Source organism: Almyronema sp. (genome assembly GCF_052168255.1).
Classification (GTDB): domain Bacteria; phylum Cyanobacteriota; class Cyanobacteriia; order Phormidesmidales; family Phormidesmidaceae; genus Sphaerothrix; species Sphaerothrix epifaneia.
In genome coordinates, this window is the sequence record NZ_JBQLZL010000100.1 from 1 (window position 1) to 14694 (window position 14694).

At 51.1% G+C, this 14694-nt stretch carries 16 protein-coding genes; 11 read left to right on the forward strand and 5 right to left on the reverse strand.

What is annotated here, in order from left to right:
* Positions 1-22 precede the first annotated feature (22 nt).
* From ACTS3T_RS20710 to ACTS3T_RS20730, 5 genes are all read left to right on the forward strand, one after another.
* Positions 23-265 (forward strand): hypothetical protein, encoded by a 243-nt coding sequence (locus tag ACTS3T_RS20710; RefSeq protein WP_462935548.1) that lies wholly within the window; start codon positions 23-25, stop codon positions 263-265.
* 196 nt (positions 266-461) lie between these two features.
* On the forward strand, positions 462-1289 hold the full coding sequence (locus tag ACTS3T_RS20715) for a response regulator transcription factor (RefSeq protein ID WP_462935549.1): 828 nt from the start codon (positions 462-464) through the stop codon (positions 1287-1289).
* 169 nt (positions 1290-1458) lie between these two features.
* A complete protein-coding gene (locus ACTS3T_RS20720) occupies positions 1459-3102 on the forward strand; it encodes a CmpA/NrtA family ABC transporter substrate-binding protein (protein ID WP_462935550.1) in 1644 nt (547 codons plus the stop codon).
* Positions 3103-3125: 23 nt separating this feature from the next.
* Positions 3126-3965 carry a nitrate ABC transporter permease gene (ntrB, locus tag ACTS3T_RS20725; protein WP_462935551.1) on the forward strand — a complete coding sequence of 280 codons (840 nt, stop codon included), beginning with the start codon at positions 3126-3128 and terminating at the stop codon, positions 3963-3965.
* Positions 3962-4849 (forward strand): ABC transporter ATP-binding protein, encoded by an 888-nt coding sequence (locus tag ACTS3T_RS20730; RefSeq protein ID WP_462935552.1) that lies wholly within the window; start codon positions 3962-3964, stop codon positions 4847-4849. The genes ntrB and ACTS3T_RS20730 overlap by 4 nt, the downstream gene beginning before the upstream one ends.
* A gap of 77 nt (positions 4850-4926) precedes the next feature.
* On the opposite strand, the gene ACTS3T_RS20735 is transcribed toward ACTS3T_RS20730, so the two are convergent.
* Entirely contained in the window at positions 4927-5058 is a 132-nt protein-coding gene (locus tag ACTS3T_RS20735; RefSeq protein WP_462935553.1) for a hypothetical protein, read from the reverse strand.
* Between ACTS3T_RS20735 and cynS the strand changes: the two genes are divergently transcribed.
* From cynS to ACTS3T_RS20750, 3 genes are all read left to right on the forward strand, one after another.
* A complete protein-coding gene (cynS, locus tag ACTS3T_RS20740) occupies positions 5057-5500 on the forward strand; it encodes a cyanase (RefSeq protein WP_462935554.1) in 444 nt (147 codons plus the stop codon). The genes ACTS3T_RS20735 and cynS overlap by 2 nt on opposite strands.
* Before the next feature lie 50 nt (positions 5501-5550).
* The gene (locus tag ACTS3T_RS20745) at positions 5551-6210 is read left to right on the forward strand and encodes a HupE/UreJ family protein (RefSeq protein ID WP_462935555.1); all 660 of its coding nucleotides are present in this window, start codon (positions 5551-5553) and stop codon (positions 6208-6210) included.
* A gap of 220 nt (positions 6211-6430) precedes the next feature.
* Complete coding sequence (locus ACTS3T_RS20750; RefSeq protein WP_462935556.1) at positions 6431-6907, forward strand: nuclear transport factor 2 family protein; 477 nt, start codon at positions 6431-6433, stop codon at positions 6905-6907.
* Positions 6908-7001: 94 nt separating this feature from the next.
* Here ACTS3T_RS20750 and ACTS3T_RS20755 read toward each other — a convergent pair whose 3' ends face one another.
* Positions 7002-7445, reverse strand: coding sequence for a hypothetical protein (locus ACTS3T_RS20755; RefSeq protein WP_462935557.1), 444 nt, complete (start codon positions 7443-7445; stop codon positions 7002-7004).
* Positions 7446-7626: 181 nt separating this feature from the next.
* On the opposite strand from ACTS3T_RS20755, the gene ACTS3T_RS20760 reads away from it, so the two are divergent.
* Positions 7627-8106 carry a DUF4188 domain-containing protein gene (locus ACTS3T_RS20760; protein WP_462935558.1) on the forward strand — a complete coding sequence of 160 codons (480 nt, stop codon included), beginning with the start codon at positions 7627-7629 and terminating at the stop codon, positions 8104-8106.
* Positions 8107-8226: 120 nt separating this feature from the next.
* A complete protein-coding gene (locus ACTS3T_RS20765; RefSeq protein WP_462935559.1) occupies positions 8227-9258 on the forward strand; it encodes a cysteine hydrolase family protein in 1032 nt (343 codons plus the stop codon).
* An 88-nt stretch (positions 9259-9346) separates the two neighbouring features.
* Here ACTS3T_RS20765 and ACTS3T_RS20770 read toward each other — a convergent pair whose 3' ends face one another.
* From ACTS3T_RS20770 to ACTS3T_RS20780, 3 genes are all read right to left on the reverse strand, one after another.
* Positions 9347-10150, reverse strand: coding sequence for an eCIS core domain-containing protein (locus ACTS3T_RS20770; RefSeq protein ID WP_462935560.1), 804 nt, complete (start codon positions 10148-10150; stop codon positions 9347-9349).
* 99 nt (positions 10151-10249) lie between these two features.
* Positions 10250-10468 (reverse strand): hypothetical protein, encoded by a 219-nt coding sequence (locus ACTS3T_RS20775; protein ID WP_462935561.1) that lies wholly within the window; start codon positions 10466-10468, stop codon positions 10250-10252.
* 97 nt (positions 10469-10565) lie between these two features.
* The gene (locus tag ACTS3T_RS20780) at positions 10566-11897 is read right to left on the reverse strand and encodes a pentapeptide repeat-containing protein (protein WP_462935562.1); all 1332 of its coding nucleotides are present in this window, start codon (positions 11895-11897) and stop codon (positions 10566-10568) included.
* Between the two features lie 262 nt (positions 11898-12159).
* Between ACTS3T_RS20780 and ACTS3T_RS20785 the strand changes: the two genes are divergently transcribed.
* Entirely contained in the window at positions 12160-14688 is a 2529-nt protein-coding gene (locus ACTS3T_RS20785) for a CHAT domain-containing tetratricopeptide repeat protein (RefSeq protein ID WP_462935563.1), read from the forward strand.
* Positions 14689-14694 lie beyond the last annotated feature (6 nt).

Below are 14694 nucleotides of genomic sequence, written 5' to 3' on the forward strand. Positions count from 1 at the left end.
CAGTGTGCCACCGTGAGAGATCGTGATTCAAGCGCCAGCGCCCCAGCCAATCAACCGCTCTAAAGACCTGCTCAAAGCCGAGATTAAAGCCCATTTGGACTGGCCTATACCGTTTAAGCAAAGGGCTGAGCCGACCTTTCTGGAGGCGATCGCTCGCCAAAACTGTATTCTAGTACACTACAAACCGACGCTTCACCGACTAATTAATAAAGACAAGTGGGTGTCTCAATTAAACAATATTGCAGGGAAAACAGCTAATGAATAAATAGGCTGTTCACCAGATTGATCTGTCAATTCAGGGAAAAACAGTCTAAATCAGCTCAGCCAAAATGTAAGCTGAGCACTTATCTGTTTAAGCAAAATAGTGCAGCCATATTGCTTAACTTAAGCAATATTTAACTGTTTTTTGCAGAGTAAATGGCTTTTGGAGTTCTCCTGAAACTAAGATTTCTGGAGCTTTTATGAAAACAATTTTGGTGATTGAAGATGAAACGCAAACTCGCAATATTTTTCTCAAATGTTTAGAGTTTGAAGGTTTTCGTGCCTTTGGCGCTGGCGATGGCACAACGGGTATGGGGCTGGCTAAGAACCACTGCCCTGATTTAATTGTGTGCGACATTATGATGCCGGATATGGACGGCTATTCCGTGCTGACGGCGCTACGTCGTTGTCAAAAGACAGCGCTAATTCCCCTAATTTTTTTAACCGCTAAAGTAACCATGTCTGATCTGCGTCGGGGTATGGAAATGGGCGCAGATGACTATCTCACCAAACCTTGTACGGTTGAGCAATTTTTAGCCGCCATCAACTCACGCCTGAAGCGCCAAGAAGAATTATTACGCCTTTATGGGCAAGCTGCGGCTGTGAATAGCCCGCAACCGACAGCCCCAACGATCGCCAAACCTCTCAGTCCTAACCCTAAAAAAACAGTTGACGAAAAGGGTTTCTTTCCGGACTGTCCTAAGCTGGCGGCGGTCTTTCATTTTATCGAAGCCCACTATCGTCAACCTATTAATCTCAGCGATGTAGCGCAAGAAGCGGGCTACTCTCCGGCTTACCTTACCAACTTGGTTCAAGAAAAAACTGGCCGCTCCGTAAAACGTTGGATTATTGAACGCCGTATGGCTCAAGCTCGCAATTTACTCGCCAATACGGTTCAACCTGTGCGCTATATTGCTGAATCTTCTGGCTATAGCGATGCTGGTTATTTTACTCGCCAATTTCGTCAGTTTCATGGGGTTTCGCCTCAGGTTTGGCGACAACAATCTGTAGCAAATTTAACGGATTAGTCCTTATTTTAACTACAAAAACTAAGTTCCAAAGAAAGTCCTATTAAGTTCAAAAATTGATCCAGTGCGATTTAGATTCAGCCTTGATATGGTACAGAACAACACAGCCGCTAGCTGATAATTCATCGATCAAGAGATATTTGCAGTCGCGTTCAGTTGGACTAAATCTATGGTTTTTGCATCATCCACTTCAACCAATCAAAGATGGGGAAATCTAAACTGCGATCGCGGAGAACTCTCTGATTTGCAGCTAGCTTGCATTATTTGTGGTGGGCAACATCTAACCCGCGACCACTGGGAATTTATGCAAACCATGCCCTCAGACCCAGTCGATATGGTCGATGACCTGGTGAAGATGGGTCTTTACAAAGAAAACCAGTTGCGAGCGGCTGATACGGTTAATGCTTATGAACTACGCAAAGCCCTGTTTCTCAAAACAGTTGGCCGTGGTGAGCCAAGACGAGAAAAGCTGATTTTGGCGCTTTGCCAACAGGCAGGTGGTTTAGAAAATGCGTTTGCGGCTGCTTTTGGCCCCCAAGCTGGTTTCTTCTTTGCTGACTCCATCCGCAACAGCAACGTCACGCGTCGAGAATTCTTACGCAATATGGCCGTGGGAGCAGCTTTGGTAACGCTGGCGAGCTGTACTAGCGGCAGTGGCGGAGAAGTGGCTGAAGATGGGCCAGACGAGCCAGTTTCTACGGAAGGCTTAGAAAAAACCGAGTTGCAAATTGGCTTTATTCCTATCACCTGCGCAACGCCGATTATTATGTCAGAGCCGCTGGGTTTCTATCAAAAGTATGGCTTTAACGCCAAAGTCGTTAAAATGCCAAGCTGGGGAGCGGTTAGAGATTCAGCGATCGCAGGCGAACTAGACGCCTACCATATGCTAGCCCCCATGCCCATCGCCATGACCTTAGGCTTGGGTTCTGCTGCTTTTGGCGTAAAACTAGCCAGCATCGAAAACATCAACGGTCAGGCAATAACAGTGGCCGAGCGTCATCGGGGCGCTGTCAATGGCCCTGCCGACTTCAGAGGCTTCACCATCGGCGTGCCTTTTCCTTACTCTATGCATAATTTACTATTGCGCTACTATCTAGCCACAGGTGGTCTTGACCCCGATGTCGATGTGAAGATTCGTCCTGTCCCCCCCCCGGACAGCATTGCCCAAATGGTAGCTGGCGATATTGATGCCTACCTAATGCCAGATCCCTTTAATCAGCGGGCGGTCTATGAAGGGGCTGGCTTCATCCACATGATTACCAAAGAACTGTGGCCGGGGCACCCCTGCTGCGCCTTTGCCGCGAGTGACCAGTGGATTAGCGAGAATCCCAACACCTTCCGGGCTTTAAACAAGTCAATCATTGAAGCCGCTGGCTATGCCCGCGATCCGAAGAATCGGCCTGAAATTGCTGCTGCTATCTCTGAGCGTGCCTTCCTCAATCAGCCCGTAGAAGTGGTAGAAGCCGTCTTGACAGGTAATTTTGAAGATGGCAACGGCAATACCCTCAGCGTGCCCGATCGCATCGACTTTGATCCCTATCCCTGGCAAAGTTTCGCTAACTGGATTTCCTCTCAACTGGTGCGCTGGGATCTCCAAGGCGATAGCAAAGCTGCACAAGTTATTCCTGAACGCGGCTATGACGAAGTCGGCAAAGAAATTTTCCTAACCGATCTAGCGCGAGAACTGGCTACCGAGTTAGGCCAAACACCGCCCGCCGAAATTTATCGCACCGAAGAGCTAAAGTTTGGCAGCTTTAACCCGGAAGCGCCAGACGAGTACATTCAAACACAAATCGACGAGTACGGTGTGTAGCGCAGTTTGACGGAGGTATCATCATGGCGTTAAGTAACCCGGCCATCCGGTCAGTTTCTAAAGCAAAAGGAGAAGCTCCCTTTCTTAACGAAAACATCCGCGCTATTGGGCTGTTTCTGCTGTCCTTGTTAGTTTTTCTCTTGTTTTGGGAAATGGGGGCACGGGCTGGCCTATTTGCTAAAGGGATGCCAACAGCCACCAAAACACTTCAAGAGTTTTGGTGGTGGATTACCCATCCCTTCTTCAACAACGGGCCTAACGATCTCGGTATTGGGTGGAACCTGCTGATTAGTTTGCGGCGCGTTGCGATTGGCTATCTTTTAGCTTCGCTAGTAGCGGTTCCTCTAGGAATTTTGATTGGCATTTCCCCGGTCGCATACAAAGCTTTTAATCCTTATGTGCAATTGCTCAAGCCCATTTCTCCTTTAGCTTGGCTACCGTTGGGGCTTTACATTTTGCGTGATTCTGAGCAAACCGGAATCTTCATTATCTTTATTTCCAGCATTTGGCCAACGCTAATCAACACCGCTTTTGGCGTAGCCAATGTAGATAAAGACTATCTGGACGTTGCTAACACGTTGGGAGCCTCACGTTTGCGCACTATCTTTAAGGTGATTATTCCGGCAGCGCTGCCTAACATCGTGTCGGGTCTGCGCATCAGCATGGGGATTGCCTGGTTGGTGATTGTGGCCGCCGAAATGCTGTTAGGGACGGGGTTGGGCTATTTCATCTGGAATGAGTGGAATAACCTTTATATCCCCAACATTTTGGTAGCAATTTTCATTATTGGTTTGGTGGGGCTGCTGCTAGATAGCATTTTTGCGGCTTTGGAAAAATTTGTTGCATTTGGTCGAAACTCGTGAGCTTAGCATCTGTGAACGGCGTCACTTCTGCTGAGTCGATATCTGATTCGTCTCAGTTGTCTATTCGCAACGTAGCGAAAGTCTTCTCTGGTAAGAAAGGTTGGTTTAACAAGCTTTCTGGTAAAACCAGCCGCGATTTTACCGCCATTGAAGATATCAGCATGGAGATTGAGCCTAATACCTTTGTCACTATTATTGGCCCCTCCGGCTGCGGTAAATCTACGCTGCTGGGCATGATTGCTGGGTTAACGCCCATTACCAAGGGTGAGATTTTGCTCAATGGTCGGCCTATTGCTGGCCCAGGGCCAGACCGGGGTATGGTGTTTCAAAACTATGCCTTGATGCCTTGGATGACGGTTGAAGAAAATATTCGCTTTGCGGTTGAAACAGTCCATCCCAAAATGTCGCCCAAGGCTATGAGCCGGGTGATCAAAGAAAATATTCAGCTTGTAGGGCTAGAGGGAGCCGAGCAAAAACATCCCCACGAACTCTCAGGTGGTATGCGGCAACGGGTGGGTATTGCCCGGGCATTGGCTATTAATCCGCAGATTTTGCTGATGGATGAACCCTTTGGGGCTTTAGATGCGCTCACACGCGGCTTTTTGCAAGACGAGATTGAGCGCATTTGGGAGCAGCAACGTAAGACGGTGATTATGATTACCCACAGTATTGACGAAGCCCTGCTGTTATCAGACCGAATTGTGATGATGACGCGGGGGCCTGCTGCCCGAGTAGACGAAATTTTAGAAGTGCCTTTTCCCCGCCCACGCAACCGCGAAACTATCGAACAACATCCGGCTTATCACGCGCTCAAGGCGGAAATGGAAAGCCATTTGTTTAGAGAAACCCGAGCGGTTGAAGCGGCTCGTATTCAGGGGGCGTAAGCGAAAACTGGCCGTGTCACATCCAGACGCAAATGGTTGATTCTGGTGGATGAGCAAAGCCTAGCTGCCATCAAAGCCTAACCTTTTAGCCGAATAGAGCCAGAACCATGTTTTTTGCCGATTCTGGTGTGATCCAACCCGGTGGGGCCAATGCGGTACTGCGATTTTTGGCAAATTTGACTTGACGTAATTGTGAGGACTTTAGACATGGCAATTTCAGAAATTACTGAGAAGTTGTTGGCCGCTAAGAAAGCCGCAGGGCTGAGCTTTGCCGATTTAGAAGCCAAGGTGGGCTGTGATGAAGTCTGGATTGCTGCGGTGATTTATCGGCAGGCCAGCGCTTCTGAGGAAGAAGCAACCAAGATTGTAGAAGCGATTGGGGCGGATGCTTCGCTAATCGAACCTTTGACGGAATGCCCGCTGAAGGGATCTCTAGAGCCAGTGATTCCTACGGATCCGCTGATTTATCGTTTCTACGAAATTATGCAGGTCTATGGCATGCCGATCAAAACTGTGGTGCATGAGAAATTTGGCGATGGCATTATGAGCGCCATCGATTTCACGATTGACGTTGAAAAAGAAGAAGATCCCAAAGGCGATCGCGTCAAAATCATCATGTGTGGTAAGTTCTTGCCTTACAAGAAGTGGTAAATCGTCCGGTCACGTCTCCCTTATGTTCATCACTTGCTGAGAGGATGCAAATGTTCAATTCCCTGTATCGTAGAGCGTTTCAGCCAACAGTCCGACGCGTTGGATCTTTAGGACTTGTGGTTACGGTCGGGCTTTTGCTGGTGTCAACGCCAGCGCTAGCTCACCACCCCTTTGGCGGACAGACACCTGCTAATGCGATTCAAGGCTTTTTGTCGGGTTTGGGTCACCCGGTCATTGGGCTTGATCATCTGGCTTTTGTGATTACGGCTGGGCTGCTGGCAGTGGTGACGGGCAGGGGGTTGAGCATTCCAATTGGTTTTGTGCTGGCGTCGCTGATGGGTACGGGAATTCACCTGATGGGGCTGAATCTACCTGCGCCGGAGTTTTTCATTTCGGCTTCTGTGTTAGTGTTTGGCATTTTGCTAGCCCTGAAAGCGCAACCCCCCACCGGACTGGTTTTGAGCTTAGCTGCTTTGGCGGGTATATTCCACGGCTATGCCTATGGTGAGGCGATCGTCGGGGCAGATATGGCGTCGCTTTTGGCTTACCTGCTAGGATTTACCGCCATCCAAGCTGTTATCGCGGTTGCGGCTTACTGGATCGCTCAGCGATTAGGGGCGGAGCGCGACAAGGCTCTGGGTCTAAGGTTTGCGGGCTTTACGGTTGCTGGCGTTGGGGCGGCTTTTTTAGCGGGCGTGGTGCTGGGCTAGAGCGCTACGAACCGTTTTGAGGGGTTGAACATTTTCAGTCAGCAGCCCTCTAGCGGCTTGACGTTTGCTGGTTGCAGGTTGGAGCTAGCTGGATTGAATATGCTTTGCAGCTTACTGCGCTCTTTTCTGCAAGAGCCGCTCTGGCTCTAGGCATTTGGTCAAATCCGCTCTGGCAGACGGTTTGCCCGGTAAAGTCTATTCTGTAACGATGGTTTGAATCATGACGGCCTCTGCAAAAAAGCTGATTCCTCCCTTTGATCGAGACAGTGCGATCGCTAAAGTTCGCATGGCTGAAGATGCCTGGAATAGTCGCGATCCTGAGCGAGTTTCTCTGGCCTACAGCGAAGATAGCCATTGGCGCAACCGGGCTGAAATTTTTCAGGGACGAGAAGCGATCCGCGCCTTTTTGCAACGCAAGTGGGATAAAGAATTAGACTACCGCTTGGTAAAAGAGATGTGGGCTTTTGGCGAAAACCGTATTGCTGTTCGTTTTCAGTACGAGTGGCACGATGACGCCGGACAGTGGTATCGAGCCTATGGCAATGAAAACTGGGAATTTGACGATAGCGGTTTGATGCGCCGCCGAGAGGCCAGTATTAACGATCGCCCTATTCCAGCGAGCGATCGCCGTTTTCACTGGTCGGCTCCTGGGCCACGGCCTCAAGATCATCCCGGTCTGATTGACTCTCCTGTTTGAGGAGGGCGCTTTATCCTGTCTAGACTCTCCCGAATTTAAAAATTTTTGGACGTACGGCTACGGCAGTACGTCCAATTTTTTAGCCTCCACGGCCTCAAGCGCTGGCTACCAGCACCCCACCGACAACAATCAGCACAGCGCCGATCAGCAGCTTAACGACTGAGATACTTTGCCATTCTGCAAAGAGGAGCAGCCCCAACATCACCGCTACCAGGGTGTTCATGTTGTAGAGCGGTACCAGTTTAGAAATGGGCGTGCTGTAGCGGGTCAGGGCGATCGCCACTAATGCTGTGCCACCCGCCCAAAACAGCCCCATCAACACCGTGTAGCCAAAAGCCAGCGGTGGCAAACTCCGGTTTGGCAGCAGGCTATAGCTAATGCCACCGAGCAGCAAAACACCCACACCAATGCCAATTAAATAAGGGCCAAGCCCGATATTGCTTTGATTGCTCGACTTCTGCAGCACACCAAAGAAGCCATAGAGTAAGGCCGGAGCCAGTCCACCAACCAGCAAACCGATGATTTGCGCAGGGGGCATACCAAAAATCCTGTCGTTTTCCTTCCTATTATCCGCCATACGCCCGCCCGCCTTGAGCCACCCACCAGATTGAGCATTTGGCGCTTGACATATTCAATAAATTGCATATAAATGAAAGCATTAAATGCAAAAAGTAGCATATGCATTTAGCTGAACACTCTGAGTAAGAGAGGTCAAGACTATGGCCCCGGTTTTTCCTGGTCGTTATACGGCTGAAATTGAAGGTTCTTTTGTTGTGTTTTTGATTGGCTTGCGGGTTAATCAGTTTTGGGCTTTTCGTCAATGGTTGCCCATTGTGCAGGCGATGCCGCCTATGCTAGAAACGCTAGAGCAAAATCCAGAAAAAGGCTTTTTGGGGGCTGAACAGTTTTTTCGGTTGAATCCGCTAGCGACGCTAATGGTGTCTTACTGGCGCTCCTTCGCTGCTTTGGAGACATTTGCCCGTAGTCATGACGATCCGCACTGGCAGGCGTGGCAAGACTTTATGCGTCGAGTGGGCAGCGATGGTAGCGTGGGGATCTGGCACGAAACCTATCTGGTAGAGGCAGGCCAGTATGAGTGTATTTATGCCAATATGCCGCAGTTTGGCCTCGCAAAGGCGGCTGATCATCGGGCGATCGCTCAAAAAAACCAAACGGCTCGCCAGCGAGTAGCCCAATAGTTCTGCAACACCCCTGACGTTGTAAAGTTCCGTTCAGTTCTGAGGCCAGGAATCTGACGGAACCTGAGGGGCTGACTACAATCGTAAAAAGGATTGATTTGTCCAGCCGGGTAGCCATTCATGACCCCTCAAACCCAACTTCCCATTCCTGCCTATTTTGATGCCGCCCGTGTGGGTGAAGTGTGGCGAGTCTTATATCAAGAACGCGCCATGCAGGCAAAAGCTTGGGCGCAGCAACACCACATTCAGCCCGCCGCCGCTGATGAAAAGCGTATTTGCTTACTCGCGATCGATGTGCAGAATACCTTTTGCATTCCTGACTTTGAGCTATTTGTGGGTGGGCGATCGGGTATGGGAGCGGTGGACGATAATGTCCGTCTGTGTGAGTTTATCTATCGCAACTTGGGGGTCATTACTGAGATTACGCCGACGATGGATACCCATACAGCCATGCAGATTTTTCATGCTGAATTTTGGGTAAATGAAGCTGGCGAAAACCCGCCCCCGATGACCAATATTCACTTTAAAGAGGTGCAGCAAGGGCACTGGCGGGTGAATCCGGCGATCGCCCCTGCTCTTGCTAATAGCGACTACGACAAGCTTCAGGCTTATGGTTTGCACTATGTTCAACAGCTCGACGCGCGGGGCAAATATCCACTGACAATCTGGCCTTATCACTCAATGCTGGGGGGGATTGGTCATGCTCTGGTGGCAGCCGTCGAAGAAGCCTGCTTTTTTCATAATTTAGCCCGCAACAGCCAGACCCGCTTTGAGGTGAAAGGCAGCAACCCCTTTACCGAAAACTATTCGATCTTAAGCCCAGAGGTGCTACAAGATGAGGCAGGCAAAGCGATCGCCCAAAAAAATACCAGCCTGATTGATAAACTGCTGACGTTTGACCAGGTGATTATTGCTGGACAGGCCAAAAGTCATTGCGTTGCCTGGACGATTGACGACCTGCTACAAGAAATTCAAGCCCACGATCCAACCCTGGCGCGGAAGGTCTATTTGCTAGAAGATTGCACGTCTCCGGTGGTGGTGCCGGGGGTGGTGGACTATACAGATCAGGCAGAAGCCGCCTATGCCCGCTATGCGGAGGCGGGTATGCATCTGGTGCAATCGACTGCAGCGATCGCCGATTGGCCTGCTTAGCAATCGGGCAGATATGACCCCAGGCATCAGGCAAGGACGCCGCCTACAGCAAAAATAGAGCCAGATTGCGATCGCCTATCTGTCTTTTCTACCGATCTTTTTTCTGCTGAATAGCGCTACCGTTTTGCTGAACCACATGGGTTAACTCGTGGGCTATCAGTTCTTGGCCGCCTCTATCACCAGGGTTGTAAGCGCCTTGGCGGAAGAATACATCTTGCCCCGTCGTGAATGCCCTAGCCTGAATTGACTGGTTGAGCTGATCAGACTGGGCATCGGTATGCACTCGCACCCCGCTAAAGTCCGCACCAAAAGCTTGCTCCATCGAGCCGCGAAGGCCATTATCTAGGGGCTGTCCCTGACCCCGCGAAGCCTGGATAGAAGATTCTAAGTCAGCTTCGGCCTGCATTCCTCCGGTCGATTGCCGCTGCAACATCGGCTTCATTTGCAGTTCTTCTTCTTCCGGCATGGCTTCGCGCTGCAACATCGGCTTCATTTGCAACTCTTCTTCTTCCGGTATATCTTCACGCTGCAGCATCGGCTTCATTTGTAGCTCTTCTTCTTCCGGCATGGCTTCGCGCTGCACAGGCTGGCCGCTTTGAGCTTGCGGTGAATTTATTTGACCGACAACCTGCTTGGCAACGTTGTCAGCTTCTTGTTCATATTTATCGCCCACCTGACCAATCGTCAGCTTGGTTTGAACAGTAGCCATCGCCGCTGGAAACACAGAAACCTGACTGGGGTCGAACCCGGTGGTTTTAGCCTGCGTTAGCTGAGCGTTGACGTCTGCGGTTGCATGACTGGCATCGAATGGCCGAGTGTGAAGCGATTTAGCCTGGAGATGCGCCACTGTGCTTTGGGCATTGGGGACTTTGGTTTGCTGTCTCGTACGCATAGCAGACCTCCAGCGGCTATCTGTGAACCTGTCGTTTGCTTCAAGTTTGGCACAGATAGCTATGGCTGTACCAAATTGTAAGGAAAATTCGACCTAGGTCTAGTTCCCCTCAGCGGGGCTGGTTGCAGCTACTGGTAGCCAGAGGGCAGCTTCGCTAGGCACCGTTTCGCTAGAAAACAAATCGGGCGATCGCAGACCCACAACCAACGGAATAGCTGCGACCAAGCAGGCTTGCAAAACAACAAAGCCCACCGTAAAAAGCGGATGGTAGACCGGAGCCTGGGCTACCGCTACCTGAGGAGAGTCTTGAGTATGCATGGGAGGAAATAAAAATGGCTTTACTTCCAACATAACGCCAAAAATCTGTAGCGTCTGTTACAGATTTTTTCCAGAAGCTTAACTTTATTCAGGTAACCTATCGGCAACCATGAATCTCCCCATCGGGCATAGTCGTGCCACAGAGACGGGTGCGATCGGAAAATACAATATCTTCCAACGTGGTTCCTAGCAGGCTGGCCTCGCTTAAGTCAGTACCGCGCAGGTTGGCATTGGTCAAATTGGCGTTGCTTAAATTAGCGCCAGCAAGATCCGCATTACCTAGGTCGGCATTTGTGAGGTTTGCCCCGCGCAAATCAGCGCCGCGCAAATCGGTACCGCGCAGGTTGGCATTGCTCAGATCAGTATTGCTGAGGTTGGCGGCTTGCAGGTCTGCGTTGCTGAGATCAATGTCGCTCAGGTTAGAGCCGCTTAAGTCAATGCTGACTAAATCAGTGCCGCTGAGGTTGGCTCCCCTCAAATCGCTACCTTGAGAAATGGCTGCTTCTAGCTCCGCTCCGCTCAAGCTGACCAAACTCAGCGTGCTGCCTGTCAGGTTTGCACCTGAGAGGTCGGTATCTTGCAAAGCAGAACCAGACAAGTTGGCTTGGCGCAGATCGGCTAAAAACAAGTTGGCATCGGTCAAGTTAGTGTTTGACAGGTTTGCAGCGGGCAAGATAGCTGAGTCGAAGTTGGCCGCTTGTAGATTGGCCTGTGTTAGGTTAGCGCCTTCTAAATAAGCCAGCGATAAGTTGGCGGCTTGTAAGTCGGTGGCTGTTAGGTCAGCTCGTCTGAGGTCGGTTGCCTGTAGGTTGCCTGCTCGCAGGTTTACCTGAGTAATGCCTGCGTCTTGCAGAGAGGCCAGAAATAAGTCAGCGCCTTCTAAATTTGCTTCACTCAGATTACTGGTACTGAGGTTAGCGGCTTCAAAGCTAGCGCCTGAGAGGTTGGCTCCTGTCAAATCTGCTTGGCGAAAGTCAACTTCGTCTAGGTTGGCATTGCTTAAATCGGCTCCGGTGAGGTCGCGATCGCCGACTCCTTCAGTTACCAAGGCATGAACCAGTCGCCATTTATCGTCAATGACGGTGAAGGTATCGACGAGAGCATTGGCTAACTGAGCGCGATCGAGTTCAGCACTGGTCAGGTTTGCGCCCGAAAGATTGGCATTGCGCAGGTCAGCTTCGTTCAGACGGGCTTGGATTAAAAATGCACCGCGCAAATCGGCTCCGTTCAAATTTGCCCCCCGCAGATCGGCTCCGCGCAGGTTTGCCTGCCGCAGATAAGCGCCAGACAAATCGGCATCTTGCAGATTGCAGTTGGCACACTGACGCGTTTCTCGCAGACGGGCGACGTGGTTTTCGTTTGCGCCATAGGCTGCTGAGGTCAGAACCAGCAGTAGTACCCCGCTAGGAAGCAAAGATTTTAGCATCATTGTCTTTAGCCTACCCATTCGTGCAAATCTTAGCCGATTGGGACAGGCTCAAGCATTCGACGTAGGTTTAGCTTGTAGCCCATAAAGCGATCGCAAAATGGCTAAAGCCGCTAGCAGAAAAGTTCAACTTCTGCCTTTTGCCCTTAGCAACAACTGGCCATTTTGCAGCCGGATAAACCTTTTTTCAAGCTATCTAACGGTTGCCGTCAGATTGGATTTGGAATTGGATAATGGCTTTATACCGTAAAAGCTCAAAATTGCCGTGAAGTTAATTGTCGCTTGCTTGAGTCCCTTACTGCTTCAGCTTTTACCGTTAACGGCGATCGCCCAAACCCCTGAGAGCTTGCAGCCTTACTATCAGTCTCTTCTCGACGATTATCTTGCCAACCCGGTGCCTGCCACGGCTCAAGACTGGCAAGCCATTGATCGCTTGAACGGTGCAGGTATTGCCTACCGCTACTTTGGCAATCCCCAAGCTGCTTGGGCGTTGCACCAACGCGCCTTAGCCATTGCCCAAACCTTAGGCGATCGCCCTCGCGAACTCGATACCCTACGGCACCTGGCTACCACTGCCAACCAATTAGGCGACGATCAAGGCATCGACTTTTATCAGCAGCAACTGGCGATCGCCCAACAACGCCAAGACGCCGAACTAGAAGCCTACCTACTCAACAACCTCAATCTGGCCTATACCAGCATTGGGGATTTGTCAGCGGCACTGGCTACCTACCAGCGCTACCTGCCCCTCGTTAGCCGTCTCGGCCAGTGGGAAAACCAGGTACACGCTTTGCAAGGGCTTTCGACGCTTTATTTCAGCACCTTTGGCCAGCCTCAAACCGCTTTAGAACTGCTAAAAGAAGCGCAGGCGATCGCCCAAACCCACGTCCAAACCCAACCGCAAATACTGCAAAACGTTTTGCTTAACCTGGCCACCGTTTATGAACTGTTGGCAGATACGCCTAACCTGATTCAAACCTATCAGCAAGGCATTGCCTTAACCCAACAAACCAACGACTACCAAAGCCAGTTACTCATGCAGCAAAAGCTGGCTTATCTCTATGCCCGTCTTGACCAGTTTGACCTTGCTCTGCCCCTGCTGACTGCCAATCTCACCTTAGCCCAGCAACAGCAAGATACCACTTGGGCTGCTTGGAGTTTGGATGATCTGAGCTTTGCCTACTGGCAGCAAGGTGATTTGGAGCAGGCGATCGCTTGGCAAACCCAAGCTTTAGCAAGGCATCAGGCCATTGGCGATCGCAGCGGCTTTAGCATCAGCGAAGCACAAGCCCACAGCAATTTAGGCTGGCTGTATTTGGCTCAAGGGCAGGCAGCCGTTGCTGAGCGATCGCTACGGGTGGCGATCGCTCAGTATGAAGGGCTAGCCGACTCGCTTTGGCAAAACCAAGGTTTGTTTGGCCAGCGAGTTGACGATTTGCAGGTCAATTTGCGCGAGGGCTTTCGCGATACGTACCAGGTTTTGCAGCAAGCGCTCGTGGCTCAAAATCAAATAACCGCCGCCTTAGAGGTAGCCGAGCAAGGCCGCGCCCGCAGTTTAGCCACCCTATTAGCGCTTCAAAGCGATCTGCAGGCTACTCCGGTTGAACCCCCCAACTTGGCTCAGCTCCAGCAGATTGCCCGCAGCCATCAGACCACGCTGGTTGAGTACAGCGTTCTCTACGACCAGCCCCGCAGCCAGGTGCAGGGGCGCTTGTCTCAAGTGCCGCGCGAAGCAGCGCTGCTGATTTGGGTGGTGCAGCCCAGCGGCCAGGTCGATTTGCGGCAGGTCAATTTGCGATCGCTTTGGTCTTCTGCATCCCCGCAACCGTTTGGCAGTTCACCGCTCAATGACCTGGTACAGCAAACTCGCGAAGCACTCGGCATTTATGGTCGGGGGTTAGCGGTGACTAATCGTACAGACGCTAATCGCCCTAGCGCCGCAGTTTCGTTACAACAGCTCTATCAAGTGCTGATCGCTCCGATTGCCGACCTGCTGCCTAGCGATCCCCAGCAGCGACTGACGATTATTCCGCAAGATTCGTTGTTTTTTGTGCCGTTTGCTGCCCTGCAAGACCCCGAAGGTCGTTATCTGATTGAACAACACACGTTGCTGATGTCGCCTTCAATTCAAATTTTGGGTTTAACCGAACAGCGCCGCCAGCAGCTAGATGCAACAGCCGGAACCGCCTTAGTTGTTGGCAATCCGCTCATGCCTCAAATTCGACCCCAGCCAACGGCTCCTCTAGAGCCGTTACCCCGTTTACCCGGTGCAGAACAAGAAGCCAGGGCGATCGCTGACTTACTTAACACCTCGGCCTTAATTGGCGCAGAAGCAACAAAGGCTGCTCTGCTAGAGCGTTTGCCCACCGCCCGCGTCATCCACCTGGCTACTCATGGCTTACTAGATGCCACCTACGGCTTTCAAAGCGCCTTAGCGCTTACCCCTACCGCCACAGACAACGGTTTGTTGAATACCCGTGAAATCATTAACTTAGATCTCAAAGCTGAGCTAGTGGTGCTAAGTGCTTGTGACACAGGGCGCGGTCGTTTGACGGGGGATGGTGTCATTGGCCTCTCGCGATCGTTTATTGGCGCTGGGGTGCCCAGTGTGGTGGTTTCGCTTTGGGTTGTGCCCGATGCGCCAACAGCAACCTTGATGACGGCGTTTTATCGCCACTGGCAACAGTCGCAAGATAAAGCCCAAGCCCTGCGGCAAGCCATGCTAGAAACCAAGACCCAATACCCTGCCCCCCAAAGCTGGGCCGCTTTTACCCTCATTGGCGAAGCTAACTAAAGGAAT

Bases quoted from the DNA above. Each gene is read 5' to 3' on its own strand.
- ACTS3T_RS20715 (WP_462935549.1), top strand. From the start codon at position 462: ATGAAAACAATTTTGGTGATTGAAGATGAAACGCAAACTCGCAATATT.
- ACTS3T_RS20720 (WP_462935550.1), top strand. From the start codon at position 1,459: ATGGTTTTTGCATCATCCACTTCAACCAATCAAAGATGGGGAAATCTA.
- ntrB (WP_462935551.1), top strand. From the start codon at position 3,126: ATGGCGTTAAGTAACCCGGCCATCCGGTCAGTTTCTAAAGCAAAAGGA.
- cynS (WP_462935554.1), top strand. From the start codon at position 5,057: ATGGCAATTTCAGAAATTACTGAGAAGTTGTTGGCCGCTAAGAAAGCC.
- ACTS3T_RS20735 (WP_462935553.1), bottom strand. From the start codon at position 5,058: ATGTCTAAAGTCCTCACAATTACGTCAAGTCAAATTTGCCAAAAATCG.
- ACTS3T_RS20745 (WP_462935555.1), top strand. From the start codon at position 5,551: ATGTTCAATTCCCTGTATCGTAGAGCGTTTCAGCCAACAGTCCGACGC.
- ACTS3T_RS20750 (WP_462935556.1), top strand. From the start codon at position 6,431: ATGACGGCCTCTGCAAAAAAGCTGATTCCTCCCTTTGATCGAGACAGT.
- ACTS3T_RS20755 (WP_462935557.1), bottom strand. From the start codon at position 7,445: ATGCCCCCTGCGCAAATCATCGGTTTGCTGGTTGGTGGACTGGCTCCG.
- ACTS3T_RS20760 (WP_462935558.1), top strand. From the start codon at position 7,627: ATGGCCCCGGTTTTTCCTGGTCGTTATACGGCTGAAATTGAAGGTTCT.
- ACTS3T_RS20765 (WP_462935559.1), top strand. From the start codon at position 8,227: ATGACCCCTCAAACCCAACTTCCCATTCCTGCCTATTTTGATGCCGCC.
- ACTS3T_RS20770 (WP_462935560.1), bottom strand. From the start codon at position 10,150: ATGCGTACGAGACAGCAAACCAAAGTCCCCAATGCCCAAAGCACAGTG.
- ACTS3T_RS20775 (WP_462935561.1), bottom strand. From the start codon at position 10,468: ATGCATACTCAAGACTCTCCTCAGGTAGCGGTAGCCCAGGCTCCGGTC.
- ACTS3T_RS20780 (WP_462935562.1), bottom strand. From the start codon at position 11,897: ATGATGCTAAAATCTTTGCTTCCTAGCGGGGTACTACTGCTGGTTCTG.